This window comes from Oleiagrimonas sp. MCCC 1A03011, assembly GCF_003267965.1.
Lineage (GTDB): Bacteria > Pseudomonadota > Gammaproteobacteria > Xanthomonadales > Rhodanobacteraceae > Oleiagrimonas > Oleiagrimonas citrea.
Genome location: NZ_MSPY01000002.1, coordinates 405,251 through 425,910, shown reverse-complemented (window position 1 = coordinate 425,910; position 20,660 = coordinate 405,251). Strand labels below are relative to the sequence as shown.

19 protein-coding genes are annotated in these 20,660 nt (G+C 64.5%); 10 read left to right on the top strand and 9 right to left on the bottom strand.

Going from position 1 to position 20,660, the window contains the following annotated elements:
• The first annotated feature begins 162 nt into the window (after positions 1 to 162).
• Entirely contained in the window at positions 163 to 1,515 is a 1,353-nt protein-coding gene (locus tag BTJ49_RS05580) for an MFS transporter (protein ID WP_113064369.1), read from the top strand.
• A 75-nt stretch (positions 1,516 to 1,590) separates the two neighbouring features.
• Here BTJ49_RS05580 and glmS read toward each other — a convergent pair whose 3' ends face one another.
• The 5 genes from glmS to BTJ49_RS05550 form a co-directional block, all read right to left on the bottom strand.
• Positions 1,591 to 3,420: a glutamine--fructose-6-phosphate transaminase (isomerizing) gene (glmS, locus tag BTJ49_RS05575; protein ID WP_113064368.1), complete on the bottom strand. Its 1,830-nt coding sequence runs from the start codon at positions 3,418 to 3,420 to the stop codon at positions 1,591 to 1,593.
• 104 nt (positions 3,421 to 3,524) lie between these two features.
• Complete coding sequence (locus BTJ49_RS05570; RefSeq protein ID WP_113064367.1) at positions 3,525 to 4,895, bottom strand: pyridoxal-phosphate dependent enzyme; 1,371 nt, start codon at positions 4,893 to 4,895, stop codon at positions 3,525 to 3,527.
• 235 nt (positions 4,896 to 5,130) lie between these two features.
• The gene (locus BTJ49_RS05565; RefSeq protein WP_113064366.1) at positions 5,131 to 5,358 is read right to left on the bottom strand and encodes a YdcH family protein; all 228 of its coding nucleotides are present in this window, start codon (positions 5,356 to 5,358) and stop codon (positions 5,131 to 5,133) included.
• A gap of 312 nt (positions 5,359 to 5,670) precedes the next feature.
• On the bottom strand, positions 5,671 to 6,633 hold the full coding sequence (locus tag BTJ49_RS15725) for an OmpA family protein (RefSeq protein WP_168184675.1): 963 nt from the start codon (positions 6,631 to 6,633) through the stop codon (positions 5,671 to 5,673).
• Positions 6,634 to 7,041: a DUF4398 domain-containing protein gene (locus BTJ49_RS05550; protein WP_168184674.1), complete on the bottom strand. Its 408-nt coding sequence runs from the start codon at positions 7,039 to 7,041 to the stop codon at positions 6,634 to 6,636. It lies immediately after the preceding gene.
• 202 nt (positions 7,042 to 7,243) lie between these two features.
• Here BTJ49_RS05550 and BTJ49_RS05545 point away from each other — a divergent pair, with 202 nt between their 5' ends.
• Positions 7,244 to 8,356 carry a PilT/PilU family type 4a pilus ATPase gene (locus tag BTJ49_RS05545; RefSeq protein ID WP_113064364.1) on the top strand — a complete coding sequence of 371 codons (1,113 nt, stop codon included), beginning with the start codon at positions 7,244 to 7,246 and terminating at the stop codon, positions 8,354 to 8,356.
• A gap of 54 nt (positions 8,357 to 8,410) precedes the next feature.
• Here BTJ49_RS05545 and maiA read toward each other — a convergent pair whose 3' ends face one another.
• Complete coding sequence (gene maiA / locus BTJ49_RS05540) at positions 8,411 to 9,073, bottom strand: maleylacetoacetate isomerase (protein ID WP_113064363.1); 663 nt, start codon at positions 9,071 to 9,073, stop codon at positions 8,411 to 8,413.
• 174 nt (positions 9,074 to 9,247) lie between these two features.
• Between maiA and BTJ49_RS05530 the strand changes: the two genes are divergently transcribed.
• From BTJ49_RS05530 to rfbD, 5 genes are all read left to right on the top strand, one after another.
• Positions 9,248 to 10,432, top strand: a complete 1,185-nt coding sequence (locus BTJ49_RS05530) for a phosphoglycerate kinase (RefSeq protein WP_113064361.1) — start codon at positions 9,248 to 9,250, stop codon at positions 10,430 to 10,432.
• Positions 10,433 to 10,548: 116 nt separating this feature from the next.
• The gene (rfbB, locus tag BTJ49_RS05525; protein ID WP_113064360.1) at positions 10,549 to 11,610 is read left to right on the top strand and encodes a dTDP-glucose 4,6-dehydratase; all 1,062 of its coding nucleotides are present in this window, start codon (positions 10,549 to 10,551) and stop codon (positions 11,608 to 11,610) included.
• Positions 11,607 to 12,494: a glucose-1-phosphate thymidylyltransferase RfbA gene (gene rfbA / locus BTJ49_RS05520; protein WP_113064359.1), complete on the top strand. Its 888-nt coding sequence runs from the start codon at positions 11,607 to 11,609 to the stop codon at positions 12,492 to 12,494. The genes rfbB and rfbA overlap by 4 nt, the downstream gene beginning before the upstream one ends.
• A complete protein-coding gene (gene rfbC / locus BTJ49_RS05515; RefSeq protein ID WP_113064358.1) occupies positions 12,491 to 13,048 on the top strand; it encodes a dTDP-4-dehydrorhamnose 3,5-epimerase in 558 nt (185 codons plus the stop codon). Before rfbA ends, rfbC begins: the two co-directional genes overlap by 4 nt.
• Positions 13,045 to 13,971 (top strand): dTDP-4-dehydrorhamnose reductase, encoded by a 927-nt coding sequence (gene rfbD / locus BTJ49_RS05510; RefSeq protein WP_113064357.1) that lies wholly within the window; start codon positions 13,045 to 13,047, stop codon positions 13,969 to 13,971. Before rfbC ends, rfbD begins: the two co-directional genes overlap by 4 nt.
• Positions 13,972 to 14,456: 485 nt before the next feature.
• Here rfbD and BTJ49_RS05505 read toward each other — a convergent pair whose 3' ends face one another.
• Together BTJ49_RS05505 and tkt are read right to left on the bottom strand one after the other, a co-directional pair.
• On the bottom strand, positions 14,457 to 14,804 hold the full coding sequence (locus tag BTJ49_RS05505; RefSeq protein ID WP_146742282.1) for a hypothetical protein: 348 nt from the start codon (positions 14,802 to 14,804) through the stop codon (positions 14,457 to 14,459).
• A gap of 129 nt (positions 14,805 to 14,933) precedes the next feature.
• Positions 14,934 to 16,934, bottom strand: coding sequence for a transketolase (gene tkt / locus BTJ49_RS05500; protein ID WP_113064355.1), 2,001 nt, complete (start codon positions 16,932 to 16,934; stop codon positions 14,934 to 14,936).
• A 255-nt stretch (positions 16,935 to 17,189) separates the two neighbouring features.
• On the opposite strand from tkt, the gene BTJ49_RS05495 reads away from it, so the two are divergent.
• The 3 genes from BTJ49_RS05495 (at position 17,190) to BTJ49_RS05485 (ending at position 19,457) form a co-directional block, all read left to right on the top strand.
• Positions 17,190 to 17,780 carry a porin family protein gene (locus BTJ49_RS05495; RefSeq protein WP_113064354.1) on the top strand — a complete coding sequence of 197 codons (591 nt, stop codon included), beginning with the start codon at positions 17,190 to 17,192 and terminating at the stop codon, positions 17,778 to 17,780.
• 311 nt (positions 17,781 to 18,091) lie between these two features.
• The gene (locus tag BTJ49_RS05490) at positions 18,092 to 18,676 is read left to right on the top strand and encodes an outer membrane beta-barrel protein (RefSeq protein ID WP_113064353.1); all 585 of its coding nucleotides are present in this window, start codon (positions 18,092 to 18,094) and stop codon (positions 18,674 to 18,676) included.
• Positions 18,677 to 18,839: 163 nt separating this feature from the next.
• Entirely contained in the window at positions 18,840 to 19,457 is a 618-nt protein-coding gene (locus BTJ49_RS05485; protein ID WP_240601740.1) for an outer membrane beta-barrel protein, read from the top strand.
• Between the two features lie 84 nt (positions 19,458 to 19,541).
• On the opposite strand, the gene BTJ49_RS05480 is transcribed toward BTJ49_RS05485, so the two are convergent.
• Complete coding sequence (locus tag BTJ49_RS05480; protein ID WP_113064351.1) at positions 19,542 to 20,546, bottom strand: class I fructose-bisphosphate aldolase; 1,005 nt, start codon at positions 20,544 to 20,546, stop codon at positions 19,542 to 19,544.
• Positions 20,547 to 20,660 lie beyond the last annotated feature (114 nt).

Below are 20,660 nucleotides of genomic sequence, written 5' to 3'. Positions count from 1 at the left end.
GGCTTTTTTTCCGATTGGACAATTTGTCTCATGTTCGATCCGCGCCTGTGGGTGCATACTTATAGAGCGCGCGTGTCGAGACTTCCCCCTTGTCGTCTCCATCGCGCACCGTCATGCATCCCACGCCGGCCGCCGGGCCGGCAACGACTCCACGGAAACACCATGTCGACCCCTCACGCCACGTCCGCCGGTCAACCGCCTGCGCATTCTCACGAGCACCATTCCTCGCATGTCACGCCCGGAGAAATCTCCATCGGCGTGGTCATCGGGCGCATTTCCGAATTCTTCGACTTCTTCGTATTCGGACTGGCCTGCGTGCTGGTCTTCCCGAAGGTGATCTTCCCGTTCGCCAGCGAACTGGACGGGATCTTCTACTCGTTCATGATCTTCGCGCTCGCGTTCATCGCGCGGCCGCTGGGCTCGCTGTTCTTCCTGATGCTGCAGCGCGAGTTCAGCCGCGGCACCAAGCTGACCGTCGCCCTGTTCCTGCTCGGCACGACCACGGCCGGCATCGCCTTCCTGCCCGGCTATGATTCGCTCGGCACCGGAGCCATCGTGGCTCTGGCCGTGCTGCGCTTCGGCCAGGGCTTCGCCATCGGCGGCAGCTGGGACGGCCTGGCCTCCCTGCTGGCGCTGAACGCACCGAACTCGCGCCGTGGCTGGTATGCGTCGATTCCGCAGTTGGGCGCACCGATCGGCTTCATCCTGGTCGCCGCCCTGTTCGCCTACCTGTTGATGAACCTCACGCAGCAGGAATTCTTCGACTGGGGCTGGCGCTATCCGTTCTTCGTCGCTTTCGCCATCAACGTGGTCGCCCTGTTCGCCCGTCTGCGCCTGGTGGTCACGCCCGAATACGCCACGCTGCTGAAGCTGCGCGACCTGGAGCCTTCGCCGGTGGGCGAGCTGGTGCGCTCGCAGGGTCGCGCCATCGCGCTGGGCGCCTTCGCGCCGCTGGCCAGCTACGCGCTGTTCCACCTGGTGACCATCTTCGCGCTGTCCTGGGCGCTGCTGTTCACCAAGCAGTCGGTGGCCACCTTCCTGCTGGTGCAGTTGGTCGGCGCCGCCGTGGCGATCCCCTGCATGTTCATCTCCGGCCGCATCGCCGACCGCTTCGGCCGCCGCATGACGCTGGCCGTGTTCGGCGTGCTGATCGCGATCTACAGCGGCTGGACGCCGGTGATGCTCAACGGCGGCACCACCGAAGGCTACCTGTTCATCATCCTCGGCTTCGGTCTGCTGGGTTTCTCCCATGCACAGGCGGCGGGCGCGGTGAATTCGAGCTTCCGCACCTACTTCCGCTACACCGGTGCGCTGATCACCTCCGACCTGGGCTGGCTGATCGGTGCCGGTTTCGCACCGCTGGTGGCGCTGGCGCTTTCGGTCTACCTCGGCGTGGGCTACGTCGGCCTGTACCTGCTCTCGGGCGCGGTCGGCACCCTCGGCGCACTGTGGATCAGCCGTGCGGGCGGCCTGCCCAACGAATGGCCGCAGGAAGAAGAGGCGCGGGCCAAGTAACGAAAAACGGCCGGGGCATCGCCCCGGCCGCAAGCAAGCACCTTTGAGCCGTCGCCCTTCCGGGCGGCGGCTTTTTCATTCCACCGTGACGGACTTGGCCAAGTTGCGCGGCTGATCCACGTCGGTGCCGCGCAGCACCGCGACGTGATAGGCCAGCAGCTGAAGCGGCACAGTGAATACCACCGGAGCGACGAAATGGCCGCCCAGCGGCACTTCGATCACTTCGCCGCGGCTGGGATCGACCTCCATGCCGGTGTCTCGGCCCGCAAGCACGTACAGTTCTCCACCGCGCGCGCGCACTTCCTGCAGGTTCGACTTCAGCTTGTCGAGCATGGCGTTGTTCGGCGCCACGGCAATAACCGGCATTTCCTCGTCGACGAGGGCCAGCGGGCCGTGCTTCAACTCGCCAGCCGGGTAGGCCTCGGCGTGGATGTAGGAAATCTCCTTGAGCTTCAGCGCACCTTCCAGCGCTACCGGGTACTGCGCGCCGCGCCCCAGGAACAGCGCATGCTGACGGTGCACGAAATGCTCGGCGAGTGCGGCGATGGCCGGCTCGCACTTCAGTGCGTCCTCGATCGCCATCGGCAGATGCGCAAGTTCGGCCACCAGACTGCGCTGTCTCGCGGCATCCAGACCGTGCATACGACCCAGTTCGAGCGCCAGCAGCGCCAACGCGGTGAGCTGGGTGGTGAACGCCTTGGTCGACGCCACGCCGATTTCGGGACCGGCGCGCGTCATCAGCTTGAGATCGGCCTCTCGCACCAGCGAGGACTCGGGCACATTGCAGATGCCCAGCGTGCCGAGGTAGCCACGACGCGTGGTCTCGCGCAGCGCCGACAACGTGTCCGCGGTCTCACCCGACTGTGAAATGGCGACGAACAGCGTGTCATCGGGCACCACCACGTCGCGGTAGCGGTATTCGCTGGCCACCTCGACCGACACCGGCAGGTGCGCCAGCGACTCGATCCAGTACTTCGCCACCATGCCGGCGTGATAGCTGGTGCCACAGGCGACGATGTGCAGACCCTGCACCCGCGTCAGCAGGTCCTCGCCCTCCACGCCGAAGATGTTCGGCAGCACGCCATCCTCGCCCAACCGGCCGTCCAGCGTGTCGGCCACGGCGCGCGGTTGCTCGAAGATTTCCTTCTGCATGTAGTGGCGGTATTCGCCACGCTCGACGGCGTCGGAGGACAGCTCACTCTCCTGCTCCGCGCGCTCCACGCGCGCGCCGTCCAGGCCGAAGATCTCGACCGATTCGCGCCGAATCTCGACCAGGTCGTTCTCTTCCAGATAGATCACGCGACGCGTGACCTGGATCAGCGCCTGCACGTCGGAGGCGAGAAAATGCTCGCCGATGCCAACACCGACCACTAGCGGGCTGCCGCGTCGCGCACCGACCACGACACCGGGTTCGGCGGCGTCCAGTACGGCGATCGCATAGGCGCCATGCAGCTGACCCACGGCGTGTCGCACCGCTTCGCGCAGCGACTTGCCCTGGTTCAACGCTTCGTCGACCAGGTGCGCGATGACCTCGGTGTCGGTATCGGATTCGAACGTCCGGCCATTCTTGCGCAGCATCTCGCGCAGCTCGGCGTGATTCTCGATGATGCCGTTGTGCACCACCACGGCGCGACCGGAAGCATGCGGATGCGCGTTGCGCTCGTTGGGCACGCCGTGCGTGGCCCAGCGGGTATGCGCGATGCCGGTGCCCCCCGCGAACGGCGACGCCTCGTAGAGCGCCTCGACCTCGCGCACCTTGCCCTTGGCGCGCAGGCGGTGCAGATCCGTGCCATCGAGCACGGCGATGCCGGCCGAGTCGTAGCCGCGATATTCGAGCGCCTTGAGGCCGGCGATGAGAATGGGAGCGACATCGCGTTGCGCGACGGCGGCGACGATTCCGCACATGGTCTATCCGTCCGTTGTCCGGGGAGCCGCGCCCGTGCCGATGCGGCGGACTCCGTGTTGCAGTGTTCCGCACGCCGATCATGTTACCGATCGGCAGGGGACGTTCAATTCACCTTTCGACGCAGATAGTTCAGCAGATCGATGCGCGTGATTAGACCGATGAAGGCGTCGCCGTCCATGACGATGGCGACGTGACCGCGGTCGAACACCGGCATCAGGTCCTCGATCGAAGACTTCACGTCCAGCTTCTCCAGTTCGGTGACCATCGCCGCCGACACCGGATCGTTGAAACGCGCCTCGTCGGCATGCACATGCAGCAGCAGATCCGATTCGTCGAGGATGCCGACGATCTGGTCGCCGTCCATCACCGGCAGCTGCGAGACGTCGTACAGCTTCATGCGCGTGTAGGCCGTCATCAGCTGCTCCTTCGGTCCTACCACGACGGTGTCGCGCAGCGCATAGGGCCGCAGGATCAGGTCGCGCAGATCGCCGTACTGCTCGCGCTCCAGGAAGCCGTTGTCGAGCATCCAGTAGTCGTTGTAGAGCTTCGAAAGGTATTTGTTGCCAGTGTCGCAGACCAGACTGACCACACGCTTAGGCTCGGTCTGCTCGCGGCAGTAACGCAGCGCCGCGGCCAGCAGCGTGCCGGTGGACGAGCCGCCGAACACGCCCTCCTTCGCCAACAGCTCACGCGCGGCCAGGAAGCTTTCCTTGTCGGGAATCGCGTAAGCCTTCTTCACCCGCGAGAAATCGCTGATGCCGGGCAGGAAATCCTCACCGATGCCCTCGACCAGCCAGCTGCCGGACTTCTCCGACAACGTGCCGTCATTGATGTACTCGGCCAGGATCGACCCGACCGGATCGGCCAGCACCAGCGCGGTATCCGGCGAGGCCTTGGCGAAGAAGCGCGACAGTCCGGTCATGGTACCCGAGGAGCCGCAGCCGAACACCACGGCGTCGACGCGACCGTCCATCTGCTCAAGGATCTCCGGTCCGGTCGTGGCCTCGTGAGCGGCCGGATTGTCCGGATTGCCGAACTGATTGATGAAATACGCACCCGGCGTCTCCTCGGCAATCCGCGCAGCCATGTCCTGGTAGTACTCGGGATGCCCCTTGGCCACGTCCGAGCGCGTCAGCACGACCTCGGCGCCCATCGCCTTGAGATTGAAGATCTTTTCCCGGCTCATCTTGTCCGGAACCACCAGAATCAGCTTGTAGCCCTTCTGCTGCGCCACCAGGGCCAGGCCGATGCCGGTATTGCCGGCCGTGCCCTCGACCAACGTGTCGCCCGGCTTGATCTTGCCGGCGCGCTCGGCGCCTTCGATCATGGACAGACCGATGCGATCCTTGACCGAGCCGCCCGGATTCATGCTCTCCAGTTTCAGGAACAGTTCGCACGGCCCGGTATCCAGGTGCTGCACGCGCACCATGGGCGTGTTGCCGATCAGTTCGAGAACGCTGGATTGAACACTCATACGGGCTCCTTTGAAGACATGAATCGCGGTCGAGTCGGTCCGTGACGCGCCGGAGGCGTCGCAACGAACGCGATGAAAGCGGGCACGGCATCATAACCGACCGCCGCGCGCACTTGCTGACCATTCGATGGCAAAACAAAGGCCGAAAGCACAAGCGCCGGACGCAATCGGCGCCCGGCGCTACGTGAATCCGAGTCGGCAACGGGAACGCTGCTGAGATCCAGAAATGCTCGAATCAGTGTACGGAGGCGTATCGTTCGCCCCACATTCGCAGTAGTCGATCCTTGGCCTGCAGTTTTTCCTTCTTCATGCAGGCTAGCGTGACGTCATCCATGGGTAGCACGCCGAGTTCCGCGTCCTGGACCTTGCTGTCCAGTTCCTGGTGATGCCGATACAGACGGCGGAATTCCGTATCGGCCTTCATCAAGGCTTCCAGATCCTCGTGAGACTGGTTTTCGAACATGGATCGTTCTCCTGTCGTGCAAGTGCGCCCGCAGTCCGGGAGCCGGCCGCGTCGACGCATGGGGAGAAAGGCATGCACGCAGCCGCGTCTCGCACCCGGACCGGGTCGAGAACGCAATGCTGGACGGGTACATGCATGATGGGTGTCGCCTCAAAACCCGCGGACGCAGAAATGGCCCGCGGCAGTTCGACCCTACTCCGCTCGACGACGACGCGCAAGCCTGCCGTGCAGCATCACGAACCGTGTGAATAACGCGTTAAATCATGCACTTGCAATGCCGCCGCGACCATAGGCCGCAGCGGCCGAAACCGCCTACTGATCGCGCAGAATGACCACGACTCGACGGTTCATGGCACGACCGGACGCCGTGGCGTTGGAGGCGACGGGATCGGCTTCGCCCATGCCCACCGTACTCATGCGTGACGCCCGAACACCGGCTGCGATCAGGGCATTGCGCACAGCCTGCGCGCGCTGCAGCGACAGCGCCTTGTTGGCCGAGGCCGAACCCGTGGCATCGGTGTAGCCCTCGATGCGGATCGGCTTGGACGGCTGGCTCTTCACGAACTGGATCAGCTTGCCCAGATGCTGGCGCGCCTCCGGACGCAGTGTAGATTGGCCGGGCGCGAAGGCATCGCCGGTCACGGTCATCTGCTTGCCTTTGCTGCCCTGGTGGGCGGTCATGCCCTCCATGCGCGCACGCAGGGCGCGCGCGGCGGCCACGGCGAGACTGGCCTGCTTGCGCGCCAGCGCCGCGGAGCGCGACTGCGCCGCCGCCAGCTTCTTGGCCTGCTCGGCTTCCGCACGCGCCTGCTCGGCCGCCTCGGAATACGCCTGCCCCTCGGCCTGCAAACGTTGCGTCTCTTCGGCCGCGAGCTGGTTCTCCAGACGCTGACGCTCGAGCTCGCGACGCGTGGCCTCGGCATCCTGTCGGCTGGCCTGAAGCAGGATCTTGTCGTGCTCGCGATCGAGCTGGTTGAGCTGGTGCTGGGCGTCCTCGAGCTGCGCCGAGGCCTTGGCCTGATCGACGCTGCGCTCGGCCAGATACAGGGCATGCGGACGCTCGCGCGAACTGGCATCTGCCAGACGCTGCACGGCCACGCGGGCCAGCGAGCGCTCGGCCTGCGCGTAGTGCCCCAGGCTCGGATCGTTGTCGAGCTGATTGAGGCTGGTGGTCAGACGCTGAACATCGAGATCGTCCTTGTGTGCAGCCAGTGCATTGGCACACAGCAGAACCAGGCTGGCGGCGGCCAGCAAACGGATCATGCGCAGATTCATTTACTGTCCCTCTTGCACGGCATCGGACGAACTGGCGGGCGCGGGGCTGGCCGGCGCAGGCAGCACGGTCTGCGGCAGCTCCTGCACATCCGAGGAGGATGGCGCTTGCGGCACGGCCGCCGGTCGCGCCTTGGCGGCACGCTCCAGCAGCTGCTTGCGCAGCCGGGCGTTTTCCTTGGTCTGTGCGCTGATCTGCCCACGCAAGGTGGCCAGACGAGCCTTGGTCAGCGCCAGTTGGCTATCGGCGATGGACTCGTTCGCCAGATCGGCCGCCAGCGCATTCTTGCCGTTGCCGAGCGCCGTCTGCGCCTGCTGATACTTGCCGCGAGCGAATTCCAGATCGACCGGGTCGGCGTCACCGGCTCCCGCCTTTTGCGCAGCCTGCAAGCTGGACTGCGCGCGACTCATGGTCGAAGTCGGCGGCGGTATACTGGCGCAAGAGGCCAATAGCGTTACGATGGCCGTCGCGGTCGCCCAGGACAGGGCGCGGAACGGGATGGAAGCGTTGGCGTGCTTTCGGAGCATGAAAACGTGACCTTTGCGACGTTTTGCGCGTAGGGTGAACCCGCACAATCTATCATCATCAATCAGGTAATCCACACGGTCGCCAATGGACATCGGTTACTTTCTCAAGCTGATGGTCGACAAGGGGGCGTCGGACATGTTTCTGACGACAGGCGCTCCAGTCAACATCAAAGTCGAGGGCAAGCTGTACCCCCTCGGCAACACCGGCCTGCCCAACGGCATGGTCAAGAAGATCGCCTACTCGTTGATGGACGAGGGTCAAGTTCCGCAGTTCGAGCGTGACCTGGAGCTGAACATGGCGCTGGCGGTGAAGGACGCAGGCCGCTTTCGCATCAACGTGTTCAAGCAGCGCGGCGAAGTCGGCATGGTGATCCGCGCGATCAAGAGCGACATCCCGGACATCGAGCAACTGCAGCTGCCCGCGCTGTTCAAGGACATCATCATGGAGCCGCGCGGCCTGATCCTGGTGGTCGGTGCAACCGGCTCGGGCAAGTCGACCACGCTGGCGGCGATGATCGATCATCGCAACACCAACAAGCCCGGCCACATCCTCACCATCGAGGATCCGATCGAATACCTGCACCGGCACAAGAAGTCGATCGTGAACCAGCGCGAGGTCGGCCTGGACACGCACAGCTATCACGAGGCCCTGCGCAACGCGATGCGTGAGGCGCCGGACGTGATCATGATCGGCGAGATCCGCGACACCGAGACCATGGAGGCGGCGATCTCGTTCTCCGAGACCGGTCACCTGTGTCTGGCGACGCTGCATTCCAACAACGCCGACCAGACCCTGGAGCGCATTCTCAACTTCTTCCCCGAATCGGCGCACAAGAACATCCTGATGAACCTGGCCCTGAACCTGAAGGCCGTCATCAGTCAGCGTCTGGTGGTGGGCAAGGACGGGCGCCGCATTCCGGCGGTCGAAGTGCTGCTGAACACGCCGCTGATCCGCGACATGATCCGCCGTGGCCAGGTGCACGACATCAAGGAAGCCATGGACCGCAGCCTGCAGGACGGCATGCAGACCTTCGACCAGTCCCTGTACACGCTGTACAAGGAAGGCCGCATCGAACTGGAAGAAGCGTTGTCCAAGGCCGATTCCCGTGACGGCCTGGCGCTGAAGGTGCGTCTGGCCGAGGGCGGCGGCAACGACAGCGCCGAACTGAGCGAATCCGACCCCTACGGAGCGTTCTGAGGAACGCTCGGATCCGTCATGCCCCGCGGCGAGTAGCGCACGGGGCACGACGGGCTATCGCGCCGCGTCCGGCTGCGCCTCGGGAGCCGCGGCGCGGAACGCCGGCAGCGCCTGGCAGGCTTCGTGGATACGGCGGATAGTCGGATACGGATCCATCGACGCACGCCACCGGTGCGCGTTGTAGACCTGCGGCACCAGGCAGATATCGACCAGTCCGGGGCTGTCGCCCATGCAGTAGGTTCCGGTGTTCGGACTCTGCGTCAGCATGGCCTCGAGCGCGTGGAAACCGACCTCGATCCAGTGCCGGACCCAGTTCTCGCGCTCGACCTGCGGCATTGCGTATTCGCTTTCCAGATACTGCAGCACCCGCAGGTTGCCCAGCGGATGCACGTCACAGGCCAGCTGCAGCGACATGGCCCGCGCATGTGCGCGATCGCGCGGCACCGCCGGCAGCAGCGGCGGGCCGTCCGGCCAGATCTCGTCCAGATATTCGATGATGGCCAGCGACTGCGTGATGACACGCTGACCGTGCTTCAGCGTCGGGACCAGTTCCTGCGGATTCATCCGCCGATAGTCCTCGCTGTGCTGCTGGCCGCCGTCGCGCACCAGGTGCACCGGTCGATTCTCGTACGTCAGTCCCTTCAGCTCCAGCGCGATACGCACGCGATAAGCGGCGCTGGAACGCCAGTATCCGTACAGCGTCAGATCGTTGTTCATGGGTCGCTCCCGATCCCTGCCATGCGGTGAAAGTGCAGATCGCGGCATTCTACGCATGTCCCCGCGGCGCTGTCGCCCTCGCGACCGCCGGCATCCATTTGCATCCACGCACCGAGGCCGCCGACAATAGTCCGCTTCGACGGCCTCCGGCCTTGTTTTGCGAGGGAAATTTCCGTGTCCATCATCCGCATGAGCGACCTCGATCTGCGCGGCAAGCGCGTGCTGATCCGCGAAGACCTGAACGTACCGCTGCAGGACGGCCGGATCACCTCCACCCAGCGCCTGCAGGCCGCGCTGCCCACGCTGCGCACCGCGCGCGACGCCGGCGCGAAGGTCATGGTGCTCTCGCATCTGGGCCGTCCGAAGGAAGGCACGTTCGACGAGGCGGCCTCGCTGGCTCCCGTCGCCGAATGGCTGGGCGAGGCGCTGGGCGCACCCGTTCGCCTGGAACGCGACTACCTCGACGGCGTGGACGTGGCCGAGGGCGAGGTCGTGCTACTGGAGAACTGCCGAATGAACGTCGGCGAGAAGGCCGACGACGAGACGCTCTCGAAGAAATACGCCGCACTGTGCGACGTGTTCGTCATGGACGCCTTCGGCACTGCGCATCGCGCCCAGGCCTCCACGCACGGCGTGATCCGCTTTGCGCCGGTGGCCGCCGCCGGCCCGCTGCTGTCGGCCGAACTGGATGCGCTGGGCAAGGCGCTGGACGATCCGCGTCGCCCGTTGCTGGCGATCGTCGCCGGCTCCAAGGTCTCGACCAAGCTGACGCTGCTGGAGAATCTGGTCGGCCGCGTCGATCAGCTGATCGTCGGCGGCGGCATCGCCAACACCTTCATAGCCGCGGCCGGACACGCCGTCGGCACATCGCTGATGGAAAAGGACCTGATCGACGCCGCGCGCAAGGTCATCGAACAAGCCCGCGAACGCGGCGCGGAAGTGCCGATTCCGGTCGACGTGGTCGTCGCGGACACCTTCTCGGCCACGGCCAAGGCGACCGTGAAGCCCGTCGACAAGGTCGGCGACAACGAAATGATCCTGGATATCGGCCCGGACACCGCGCGCCAGTATGCCGAGCGCATCGCGGCCGCCGGCACGGTGGTCTGGAACGGCCCCGTCGGCGTGTTCGAGTTCGACGCCTTCGGCAAGGGCACGGAAACCCTGGCGCGCGCCATCGCCGCCTCGGACGCGTTCTCCATCGCCGGCGGCGGCGACACGCTGGCGGCTGTCGACAAGTACGACATCGCCGACGGCGTGTCCTATATCTCCACCGGCGGCGGCGCCTTCCTGGAATTCCTCGAAGGCAAGGAACTGCCGGCCGTGGCCGCGTTACGCGTCCGCGGCACCGGCGCGCGCTGAGCCGTCCGAAGCGGGACGTGCGATACGCCCGCTTCAGCGAAAGTGTGTTTCACTGAACGGATAACACGACGCGGATCATGCCATCCGCGCATGACAAGGCTTGAGGACCGAGCTTGATGAAAACTCTTCTGGTAACGGGCGGCGCCGGCTTCATCGGCGGGAATTTCGTACTGCAGGCGGTGGCGGACGGCCTGCGCGTGGTGAATCTGGACAAGCTCACTTACGCCGGCAACCCGGAAACCCTGGCGTCGCTGCAAGGCAACGACGCGCACGTTTTCGTGCAGGGCGACATCGGCGACCGCGAGCTGCTGCCACGCCTGCTGCGCGAGCATCGTCCCGACGCCATCGTCAATTTCGCCGCCGAATCGCACGTGGACCGCTCCATCGACGGACCGGCCGAGTTCGTGCAGACCAACGTCGTCGGCACTCTGGCGCTGCTGGAAGCCGCGCGCGATTACTGGCGCGAACTGGAAGGCGACGCCCGCAATGCCTTCCGCTTCCTGCACGTGTCCACCGACGAGGTCTACGGCTCGCTGGGCGATACCGGCAAGTTCACCGAGACCACGCCGTACGCGCCCAATTCGCCCTACTCGGCCTCGAAAGCCTCCTCGGATCATCTGGTGCGCGCGTTCCACCACACCTACGGGTTGCCGGTGCTGACCACCAACTGCTCCAACAACTACGGCCCGTACCAGTTCCCCGAAAAGCTCATTCCGCTGATCCTGCACAAGGCGCTGGCGGGCGAATCGCTGCCGGTCTACGGCGACGGCCGCAACGTGCGCGACTGGCTCTACGTCGGCGACCATTGCGCTGCGATCCGCCGCGTGCTCGACGCCGGTCGGGTCGGCGAAACCTACAACGTCGGCGGCAATGCCGAGCGCGAGAACATCGTCGTCGTGAAGACGCTCTGCGCGCTGCTCGACGAGCATCAGCCGCTCGCCGACGGACGCAAGCGCGAAGAGCTGATCACCTTCGTCACCGACCGACCTGGTCATGATCGGCGCTACGCCATCGACGCATCGAAGCTGGAAAATGAACTCGGCTGGACCCCCAGCGAAAGCTTCGACTCCGGTATGCGTCGCACCGTTGACTGGTATCTGGAGCACCAGGACTGGGTCCGGCACGTGCTCGACGGCAGCTACCGCATGCAGCGCCTGGGCGAAGGAGAGACGGCATGAAGCACACGCGCGGCATCATTCTCGCCGGCGGTTCCGGCACGCGGCTGTATCCGATCACGCAGGCCGTCAGCAAGCAGCTGATGCCGGTATACGACAAACCGATGATCTACTACCCGCTGGCCACGCTGATGCTGGCCGGCATCCGCGAAGTGCTGATGATCAACACTCCGCACGAACAGGCCCTGTTCCAACGTCTGCTTGGCAACGGCTCGCAGTGGGGACTCGACATCCAGTACGCCGTGCAGCCTTCCCCGGACGGCCTGGCACAGGCCTTCCACATCGGCCGCGATTTCCTCGACGGCCACCCGAGCTGCCTGATCCTCGGCGACAACCTGTTCTACGGCCACGGTCTGACCGACCTGCTCCGTCGCGCCACCCAGCGCAAGCATGGCGCCACTGTGTTCGGCTACTACGTGACCGACCCGGAACGCTACGGTGTAGCCGAGTTCGATGCCGACGGGCGCGTCATCGGCCTGGAGGAGAAGCCGGACAAGCCGCGTTCCAACTACGCCGTGACCGGCCTGTACTTCTACGACGAACGCGTCAGCGACTTCGCCGCCGACCTGAAGCCCTCCGCGCGCGGCGAACTGGAGATCACCGATCTCAACCGCTGCTACCTCGAAGACGGTTCGCTGATGCTCGAACAGCTCGGCCGCGGGTACGCCTGGCTCGACACCGGGACTCACGACTCGCTGGTCGAAGCGTCCAACTACATTGCCACCATCGAGAAGCGTCAGGGCCTGAAGGTCTGCTGCCCTGAGGAAATCGCCTACCTCAACGGTTGGATCGACGCCGAGCAGGTACTGCAACTCGCCAAGCCGCTGAGCAAGACCGGGTACGGTCGTTACTTGAAGCATCTGGTCGAACAGGGCGCTGTACGATGAAGCGCATCGACACAGACCTCCCCGGCGTCTGCGTGCTGGAGCCGAAAGTGTTCGGCGACGCCAGAGGCTTCTTCTACGAAAGCTACAATCAGGCCACCTTTGCCGAACTCGGACTGAAACCGTCGTTTGCGCAGTCCAATGTCTCCCGCTCGGCACGCGGCGTGCTACGCGGTCTGCATCACCAGTGGCCGAATCCACAGGGCAAGCTGGTCAGCGTACTGGAAGGTGAGGTCTACGACGTGGCCGTCGACATCCGCCGCGGCTCGCCCACCTATGGCCGTTGGGCCGCCGCCATGCTCAGCGCCGAGAACCACCGCCACTTCTGGATCCCTGAAGGCTTCGCGCACGGTTTCTGCGTGCTGTCCGAACACGCCACCTTCACCTACCAGTGCACGGCGCTCTACGACGCCAAGGCCGATGCCGGCATCCGCTGGAACGACGCCGCGCTGGGCATCGACTGGCCGCTCAGCGACCCGCTGCTCTCGGACAAGGACGCGCGCGCGCCGCTGCTGGCCGACGTGCCGGCGGATCGACTCCCGGAATATGCTGCATGAACATTCTGGTGACCGGCGCGCGTGGCCAGGTCGGCTCGGCCCTGCTGACCCGACTGGCTCCGCTCGGCGAACTCGTCGCGGCCACCCGTGACGGGACGCTCGACCGCCCGACTCCCGCAATCGCGCTCGACCTCAGCGAACCTTCATCCTTGTCGACGGTTCTCGACGCCGCGCAACCGGACGTGATCGTCAATGCGGCCGCCTACACGGCTGTCGACAAAGCGGAGAGCGAGGAAGCGCTGGCGCAGCGCGTGAACGCCGATGCCGTCGCTGCGCTCGGCCGCTGGGCCGCACAGGCCGGCGTCCCGGTCGTGCACTATTCCACCGATTACGTGTTCCCCGGCGTCGGCGATCGCCCCCTGCGCGAGAATGACCCCACGGGACCGGCCGGCGCCTACGGCCGTAGCAAACTGGCCGGCGAACAGGCGCTTGCCACCAGCGGCGCGGATCACCTTATCCTCCGCACAGCCTGGGTCTACGACGCACACGGCCGCAATTTTCTTCGCACCATGCTGCGCCTGGGCGCCGAGCGCGATCGCCTGACCGTGGTCGACGACCAGCACGGCACCCCGACCTCGGCCGACCTGATCGCGGCCACCACGGCACACGTGCTGCGACGCTGGCTGAACGCTGACACGATGACCCGACGCGCGCAGTCCGGCGTCTACCATCTGGTCGCCGATGGCCAGACCACCTGGTGCGGTTTCGCCCGCGCCATCATGGAGCGGGCCGCGAAAGCCGGTCTACTGGATCGCACACCGCAGATCGAGCCCATCACCACCGCGGAGTTTCCGACTCCGGCGAAGCGTCCGGCCTGGTCGGTGCTCGACACCGCACGCATCCGCGAGACATTCGATGTCGAACTTCCTGCATGGGAAACTGGGCTCGACGCGGTCATCGCGGAGCTGGCCGCTCATCGCTGACCGGATGACGGCTCGCTATCGGTCCAAACTCGACCGGGCCTGACCATGAACTTCACAAATGTGGTTTCGACCGGGTGAAGCCGGCCGAGGCACTTCTTCTTTGCTTGAAACCACATCCCGCATCCGCGCACTCCGGCCATGCTGCTGCCTAGACAAGCAAAGCGCATCCGGGTGCATCCGGGTGGGCTGCGTCATCGATATGCGCAGGGCCATGCCTTCCGGTAACGACGGAGAGTGGAAGATAAGGCCGTAGGCTGGCACACGGGAATGTGTGCCGGTTCGTCGCCAGAGCAGGAGGTTCTGGCGACGAACCTCCGAAATCCGGAGCGGACCTAGCTTACAGGTTCACCACCAGATCGTGTCAGCCGATCACGCCGCACGACAATCGTCGTGTCTAGATCGCATCATGGACATGAATCAAAGCGCGATATTCAGGATCTCGACAAGCCCGACTTCGATCGTCACCCCTTCGACTTGCACATGATTCACCCAAGACCCCAGACAAAAGCTTTCTTGATCAGTGAGACCCAAGGCATCACGCCGAACAACAGGCTGCAAATGGCATAGAAAGGCAGGGCCGTCCAAAAAATAACGGGGCTCTCCCGGCGTTTAATAAAACTGCCCGACGGGCCTTGAAAGACATGAAACCGGAACGCGGAATACACTTGGACCATCATGAAGGTCCCCATCAATGTCATGCCAGCCATAAACAGTGCCTGACGCACCGGACCGGGTGAGAAGACCATGCCGAGCCCGAGCGCGAGCATCGCGAAGACGACAAGCACTCCCGAAGCAACACGAATGAAACGTGGAGGTTGGGCTAGATCCGTCATACCAGAGTCACGAATTTAGATGTTCATATCCGGACTCCGTCCACGATACTCGCGCAACTGACGACTCAGCCCGACAAGCGAACGCCATTCGGGCACGTTTGCATCCGTTGCTGAATTGCGCTGAGTGGCTCAACCGATCACGCGCCGCACGGCATCGGCCACGTTCGCAACCGTGAAGCCGAACTTCTCGAACAGCACGCCGGCCGGTGCCGAGGCACCGAAGGTGGTCATACCGATGACTTCGCCGTCCAGGCCCACATACTTGCGCCAGTAGTCGGCGGTCCCGGCCTCCACCGCGACGCGCGCGCGGCAGTGGCCCGGCAGCACGCCTTCGCGGTACTCCAGCGGCTGCGCATCGAAGACCTCGGCGCACGGCATCGAGACCACGCGCACCGGAACGCCCTGATCGGCCATATGACGCATCGCCTCCATGGCTAGGCCGACCTCGGAACCCGTGGCGATCAGGATCGCCTGGAACTGCGTGTCGGCGGGGTCATGCAGCACGTATGCACCGCGCTCGATCTGCGCCACTTGCTCGCCCGAACGCTGCTCGTGCTTGAGCGTCTGGCGCGAGAAGACCAGGCACGACGGCGCGTTGCCGCGCTCGATCGCCGCCTTCCACGCCACCGCCGACTCCACTGCGTCGCACGGACGCCAGACATGGTTGTTGGGGATGTAGCGCAGGCTGGCAACATGCTCGATCGGCTGATGCGTCGGCCCGTCCTCGCCCAGACCGATGGAATCATGGGTATAGACGTGGATCGAATGCGCCGGAATCAGCGCGCTCATGCGCACGGCGTTGCGCGCGTAGTCGGAGAACACCAGGAAGGTGGCGTCATACGGAATGAAGCCGCCATGCAGCGCCAGGCCGTTGCCGATCGCGGTCATCGCGAATTCGCGCACGCCGTAGTGAATGTAGTTCACGTCCGGACCGGCTTCGGTGACGCTGCGCGAACCCTTCCAGATCGTCAGGTTGGAACCGGCCAGGTCGGCCGAGCCGCCGATCAACTCGGGGAGCAGCGGACCGAATGCATTGAGCGCCATCTGCGACGCCTTGCGCGAGGCGACCTCGGGACCCTCGGCCTGCGTCCTGGCGATGTAGTCCTGGGCCTTCGCCGCCCAATCGGACGGCAACTCGCCATTCATGCGGCGCGTGAACTCCGCCGCGAGTTCGGGATGGGCCTCGGCGTACTTGGCCAGCAGATCGCCCCACACGCTCTCGCGTTGCTTGCCCGCCTCGCGCGCATCGAAGCCGTCGTAGATGTCCTGCGGAATCTCGAACGGCTCATGACGCCAGTCCAGCATGTCGCGCGTCGCTTTGATCTCGTCCGCGCCCAGCGCGGCGCCGTGGCTGCTTTCCTTGCCTTCCTTGTTCGGCGAACCGAAACCGATCAGGGTCTTGCACATGACCAGACTCGGCTTGCCGGTCTCGTCCTTTGCCGCCTGCAGTGCGGTCTTGATCTGCGCGGCGTCATGGCCATCGACATCGCGGATCACGTGCCAGCCGCAGGCCTCGAAACGCGCGGCGGTGTCGTCGGTGAACCAGCCCGGCACCTCGCCGTCGATGGAAATGTTGTTGTCGTCATAGACCATCACCAGCTTGCCCAGCTTCCACGTGCCGGCCAGGGAAATGGCCTCCTGCGAGATGCCCTCCATCAGGCAGCCGTCGCCCGCGAACACCCAGGTGTGGTGGTCGACCAGATCGAAACCGGGACGATTGAAGCGTTCGGCAAGCACTTTCTCCGCCAGCGCGAAACCGACCGCGTTGGCCACGCCCTGACCCAGCGGGCCGGTCGTGGTCTCGACGCCCGGCGTGTCCGCCGCCTCGGGGTGTCCCGGTGTCTTCGAATGCCACTGGCGGAAGTTCTCCAGTTCGCGCATCGACAGGTCATAGCCGGCCAGATGCAGCAGCGCGTACTGCAGCATCGAACCGTGACCGTTGGAGAGCAGGAAGCGGTCCCGATTGAACCAGGCCGGGTTTCCCGGGTTGTGCCGGTAGAAGTCGTTCCACAGCACCTCGGCGATATCGGCCATGCCCATGGGCATGCCGGGGTGGCCGGATTTGGCCTTCTCCACGGCGTCCATGGCAAGAGCGCGGATGGCGTTGGCGAGTTCGCGGCGGTTCGGCATCGTCAATCTCCAGAATGCGAGGGGCGTGGCAACGAAAGCGCCCATTGTCGCCGATATGACCGTCGCTGTCGCCGTGTGGGCGCCCTGTTCAGGCTGATTAACGCTCACTTAATTCTAAACCGATCGGTATTGGAACCATTCATGCGGGCCCCTATCTAATCCATCCGAAGCCGTCGTCGTGGGCCGACGGTCGAAGTTCATCCGCCCACCGGCTACCCCGAGCCGACACAAAAAAGATCGAAGGAGACATCCCCCATGAAAAAGACGCTGATTGCTCTCGCACTCGTCACCGCCGGCATGGCCACCGTGCCCGCCTTCGCGCAGAACGCCCCCACCGACAACGGCGGCTGGTTCCTCGGCGCCAAGGTCGGCCAGGCCAAGCTGAACAAGGGTCCGTATGACGGCAACGACACCGGCTACGCCATCAACGGCGGCTACCGCTGGGCCGTCGCCCCGAATACGGCGCTGGGCGTGGAGGCCGGCTACAACGACCTCGGCAACATCAAGCTGAAGAACGCCTTCAACAGCAACCCGGTGGTCGCCAATCCGAAGTCGAAGCTGCACGGCTGGACCTTCGGCGTGAACGGCAAGTACAACTTCACCCCGAACTGGTACGCCAGCGCTCGCGCCGGCATCTACCAGTGGAAGGGCCACGGCTTGAGCAACGATCAGAACCCGCTGTATCGCAGCCTGGACAAAACCGACTGGTACAGCGGCGTCGGCTTCGGCTATGACTTCACCAACAACTTCAGCCTGGGCCTGAACTACGACTACTACCAGGCCAAGAAGGACCACGTGAACCTGAGCACCAATCTGGTGTCGGTCAGCGCCGAATACCGGTTCTGATCCAGTCCACGCCGTCACCAACCGCCCCGCGCCCCTGCGGCCGGAGCGGTCGGCTTGACGCACATGACGGGCGAGCGCCGTGCATCACGGCGTTCGCCCGCTTGTGTGAACGCGTTCTGCAAAAAAGACGATCCGGTCTGGCTATACTCCGCGCCCCGAAACGGGCTCGGTTCTCCGACTCGGTCCCGCATGGCGCACGGCCATCGCACGCTCCGCCATGATTCGAAAAACCACCGCAGACAACTCGAACGCATCGCGTCCAACGACCAGCGCCATGGCCCATCACTAACAACCACAGAAGGAACTCCACGATGAACAAGAACATGCTCGCTCTCGCCCTGATCGCCGCCGGCGCCGCAGCCCCGGCCCTCAGCATGGCTGCACAGCCCGGCGACGGCGCCTTCGTCAGCGTCCAGGCCGGCCAGTCCCGCCTGCAGGGCATGAGCGCCTCCAACGACACCGATACCGGTTATGGCATGGACGTCGGCTATCGCTGGGCCGTGTCGCCGATGGCACAGGTCGGTTTCGAGGTCGGCTACCTCAACCAGGGCACCTTCGCCGATAACTACCTCGGCAGCCGTGTGACGGCCAAGGTGTCCGGCGCCAAGGCCGGCGTGAACGCCAAGTTCAACTTCACCCCGAACTGGTTCCTGATGGTCCAGGGCGGCTACTTCAACGCCCACAACAAGGTTGGCGTCCAGAGTGGCGGTCTGAGCTACAGCGACAGCAAGACCAAGGGCACGTGGTATTCCGGCGTCGGCTTCGGCTACGACTTCACCAACAACACCAGCCTGAGCCTCAACTACAACTACATGGACGACAAGTACAACGACCAGGGAACGCATCTGGACCTGAGCAGCAACCAGGTCGCCGTGCGCTTCGAAGCGCGGTTCTAAGATCGTTTCGCACATACCTCAAGAAAACGGGCGCCGCACATGGCGCCCGTTTTCTTGTGTGCGGCACCACCCTCCCCTAAAATCCACCTACCGTCACGGAAAGGACGGAACCCGGCGCAAGGTCGGGATGTTTACGGAACTTACTACATAAGGGGAATTCATCTTGAACAAGAAAATGACGGCGCTCGCGCTGCTGTGCGCGGGTGCGTGCGTGACGGCTTCTGCCCAGGCCAAGGATCTCACCGGCTGGTTCGTGAATGGTGGCGCGGGAAGCGCTCACTACCATGCAACCGTCAACGGCTCCGATGCCGGCAGCGCATCCCATGCCAGCTACCAGCTCAACGCAGGCTGGCGTTCGCAATTCATCGGAGTGGAAGCTGGCTACGTCGACCTGGGCAGCGTGTCCGGGCATGCCAGCTACTACTACGACCCGAATCAGTCGCTGGCCTACAGCTCCATTCGGAACAAGCTCTCCGGCGACGGCTGGACGCTGGGTCTGAACGGCCATTTCAATCCGACCAAGATGTGGTACATCTCGGCGCGCGGCGGTCTGTTCATGTGGAAGCTGCGCTACAAGGAAACCGACACGGCGATCAACCGCGCGGACCAGCACTACGGCTACAACACCCACTCCACCGACTGGTACGCCGGCGTGGGCACGGGCGTGGATTTCAGCCGGCACACCAGCCTTGGCGTGAACTTCGACTACTACAAGATCAAGAAGGACGGCGTCGACATCGGCAACCGTGTCTATACCGTCAACTTCGAGTATCGCTTCTGATCGACCTTCGTCGAAGGAAAACAAAAAGGGCGGCCTGCGGGCCGCCCTTTTTGTTATGTGAAAACCGGATCGAATCGAACGCGATCAGCCTTCCCACTGACCCAGTGCGGCCAGACCGTTCTCGCGGGCGCGCTGCGCCACGGTCTTCTGCGCCGCGGCATAGTTGCCGCGCATGTCTTCGCCCCACAGCTTCAACGCCGCCTGCTGCATGGCGCGGCCGTAGGAGAACGACAGCGGCCACGGGTGCGGACCGATCTGATTCATGGCATTCAGATGCGCCGTGGCGTCCTCGTCGGACTGACCGCCGGACAGGAACACGATGCCCGGCAACGTAGCCGGCACAGTAGACTTCAGGCAGCGCACGGTGGCCTCGGCCACTTCCTCGCGACTGGCCTGCTGCTCGCAGTTCTTGCCAGAGATCACCATGCTGGCCTTGAGGATCGTGCCCTCCAGCATGACGTTGTGCTCGTACAGCGCACCGAACAGGCTGCGCAATGTGGCCTCGGTGACTTCGTAGCACAGGTCGATGTCGTGGTTGCCGTCCATCAGTACTTCCGGCTCGACCATCGGCACGATGCCGGCTTCCTGGCACAGCGCGGCATAGCGCGCCAGAGCGTGGCAGTTGGCTTCGATGCAGGTCGAGCTGGGGCTGTCCTCGTCGATGCCGATCACAGCGCGCCACTTGGCGAACTGCGCACCCAACTTGGCGTACTCGGCCAGGCGATCGCGCAGGCCGTCCAGACCTTCGGTCACCAGCTCGCCTGGGAACCCGGCCAGCGGCTTGGCGCCCATGTCGACCTTGATGCCCGGGATGATGCCGGCTTCGCGCATAACCCGCGTGAACGGCACGCCGTCCTTGGTGGACTGGCGCAAGGTTTCGTCATACAGAATCGCGCCGGAGATGTGATCGCCCAGATCCGGCGTGGTCAGCAGCATCTCGCGGTAGGCGCGGCGATGCTCCTCGGTGTTCTCCACGTTCACCGACTCCAGGCGCTTGCGGATGGTGTTGGTGGATTCGTCGATGGCGATGATGCCCTTGCCGGGCGCGACCATCGCCTGCGCGATGCTTTCCAGATCTTCGATGCTCATGACGACTCCGTCGGTGTGACTGCGGTCAGACCGCTTGGCAACGTGGACACCACCCCTGGGATGGGGTGGGAAAGGCGCGGATTATAGGCCAGAACGGCGCCATTCTCGACCTTC

What these genes read in the sequence shown, in the direction of transcription:
- glmS (WP_113064368.1), bottom strand. Translation starts at nt 3,420, where the DNA reads ATGTGCGGAATCGTCGCCGCCGTCGCGCAACGCGATGTCGCTCCCATT.
- maiA (WP_113064363.1), bottom strand. Translation starts at nt 9,073, where the DNA reads ATGAACAACGATCTGACGCTGTACGGATACTGGCGTTCCAGCGCCGCT.
- BTJ49_RS15725 (WP_168184675.1), bottom strand. Translation starts at nt 6,633, where the DNA reads ATGAATCTGCGCATGATCCGTTTGCTGGCCGCCGCCAGCCTGGTTCTG.
- BTJ49_RS05550 (WP_168184674.1), bottom strand. Translation starts at nt 7,041, where the DNA reads ATGAGTCGCGCGCAGTCCAGCTTGCAGGCTGCGCAAAAGGCGGGAGCC.
- BTJ49_RS05580 (WP_113064369.1), top strand. Translation starts at nt 163, where the DNA reads ATGTCGACCCCTCACGCCACGTCCGCCGGTCAACCGCCTGCGCATTCT.
- BTJ49_RS05570 (WP_113064367.1), bottom strand. Translation starts at nt 4,895, where the DNA reads ATGAGTGTTCAATCCAGCGTTCTCGAACTGATCGGCAACACGCCCATG.
- rfbA (WP_113064359.1), top strand. Translation starts at nt 11,607, where the DNA reads ATGAAGCACACGCGCGGCATCATTCTCGCCGGCGGTTCCGGCACGCGG.
- BTJ49_RS05490 (WP_113064353.1), top strand. Translation starts at nt 18,092, where the DNA reads ATGAACAAGAACATGCTCGCTCTCGCCCTGATCGCCGCCGGCGCCGCA.
- BTJ49_RS05565 (WP_113064366.1), bottom strand. Translation starts at nt 5,358, where the DNA reads ATGTTCGAAAACCAGTCTCACGAGGATCTGGAAGCCTTGATGAAGGCC.
- tkt (WP_113064355.1), bottom strand. Translation starts at nt 16,934, where the DNA reads ATGCCGAACCGCCGCGAACTCGCCAACGCCATCCGCGCTCTTGCCATG.
- rfbB (WP_113064360.1), top strand. Translation starts at nt 10,549, where the DNA reads ATGAAAACTCTTCTGGTAACGGGCGGCGCCGGCTTCATCGGCGGGAAT.
- BTJ49_RS05545 (WP_113064364.1), top strand. Translation starts at nt 7,244, where the DNA reads ATGGACATCGGTTACTTTCTCAAGCTGATGGTCGACAAGGGGGCGTCG.
- BTJ49_RS05495 (WP_113064354.1), top strand. Translation starts at nt 17,190, where the DNA reads ATGAAAAAGACGCTGATTGCTCTCGCACTCGTCACCGCCGGCATGGCC.
- rfbC (WP_113064358.1), top strand. Translation starts at nt 12,491, where the DNA reads ATGAAGCGCATCGACACAGACCTCCCCGGCGTCTGCGTGCTGGAGCCG.
- rfbD (WP_113064357.1), top strand. Translation starts at nt 13,045, where the DNA reads ATGAACATTCTGGTGACCGGCGCGCGTGGCCAGGTCGGCTCGGCCCTG.
- BTJ49_RS05480 (WP_113064351.1), bottom strand. Translation starts at nt 20,546, where the DNA reads ATGAGCATCGAAGATCTGGAAAGCATCGCGCAGGCGATGGTCGCGCCC.
- BTJ49_RS05505 (WP_146742282.1), bottom strand. Translation starts at nt 14,804, where the DNA reads ATGACGGATCTAGCCCAACCTCCACGTTTCATTCGTGTTGCTTCGGGA.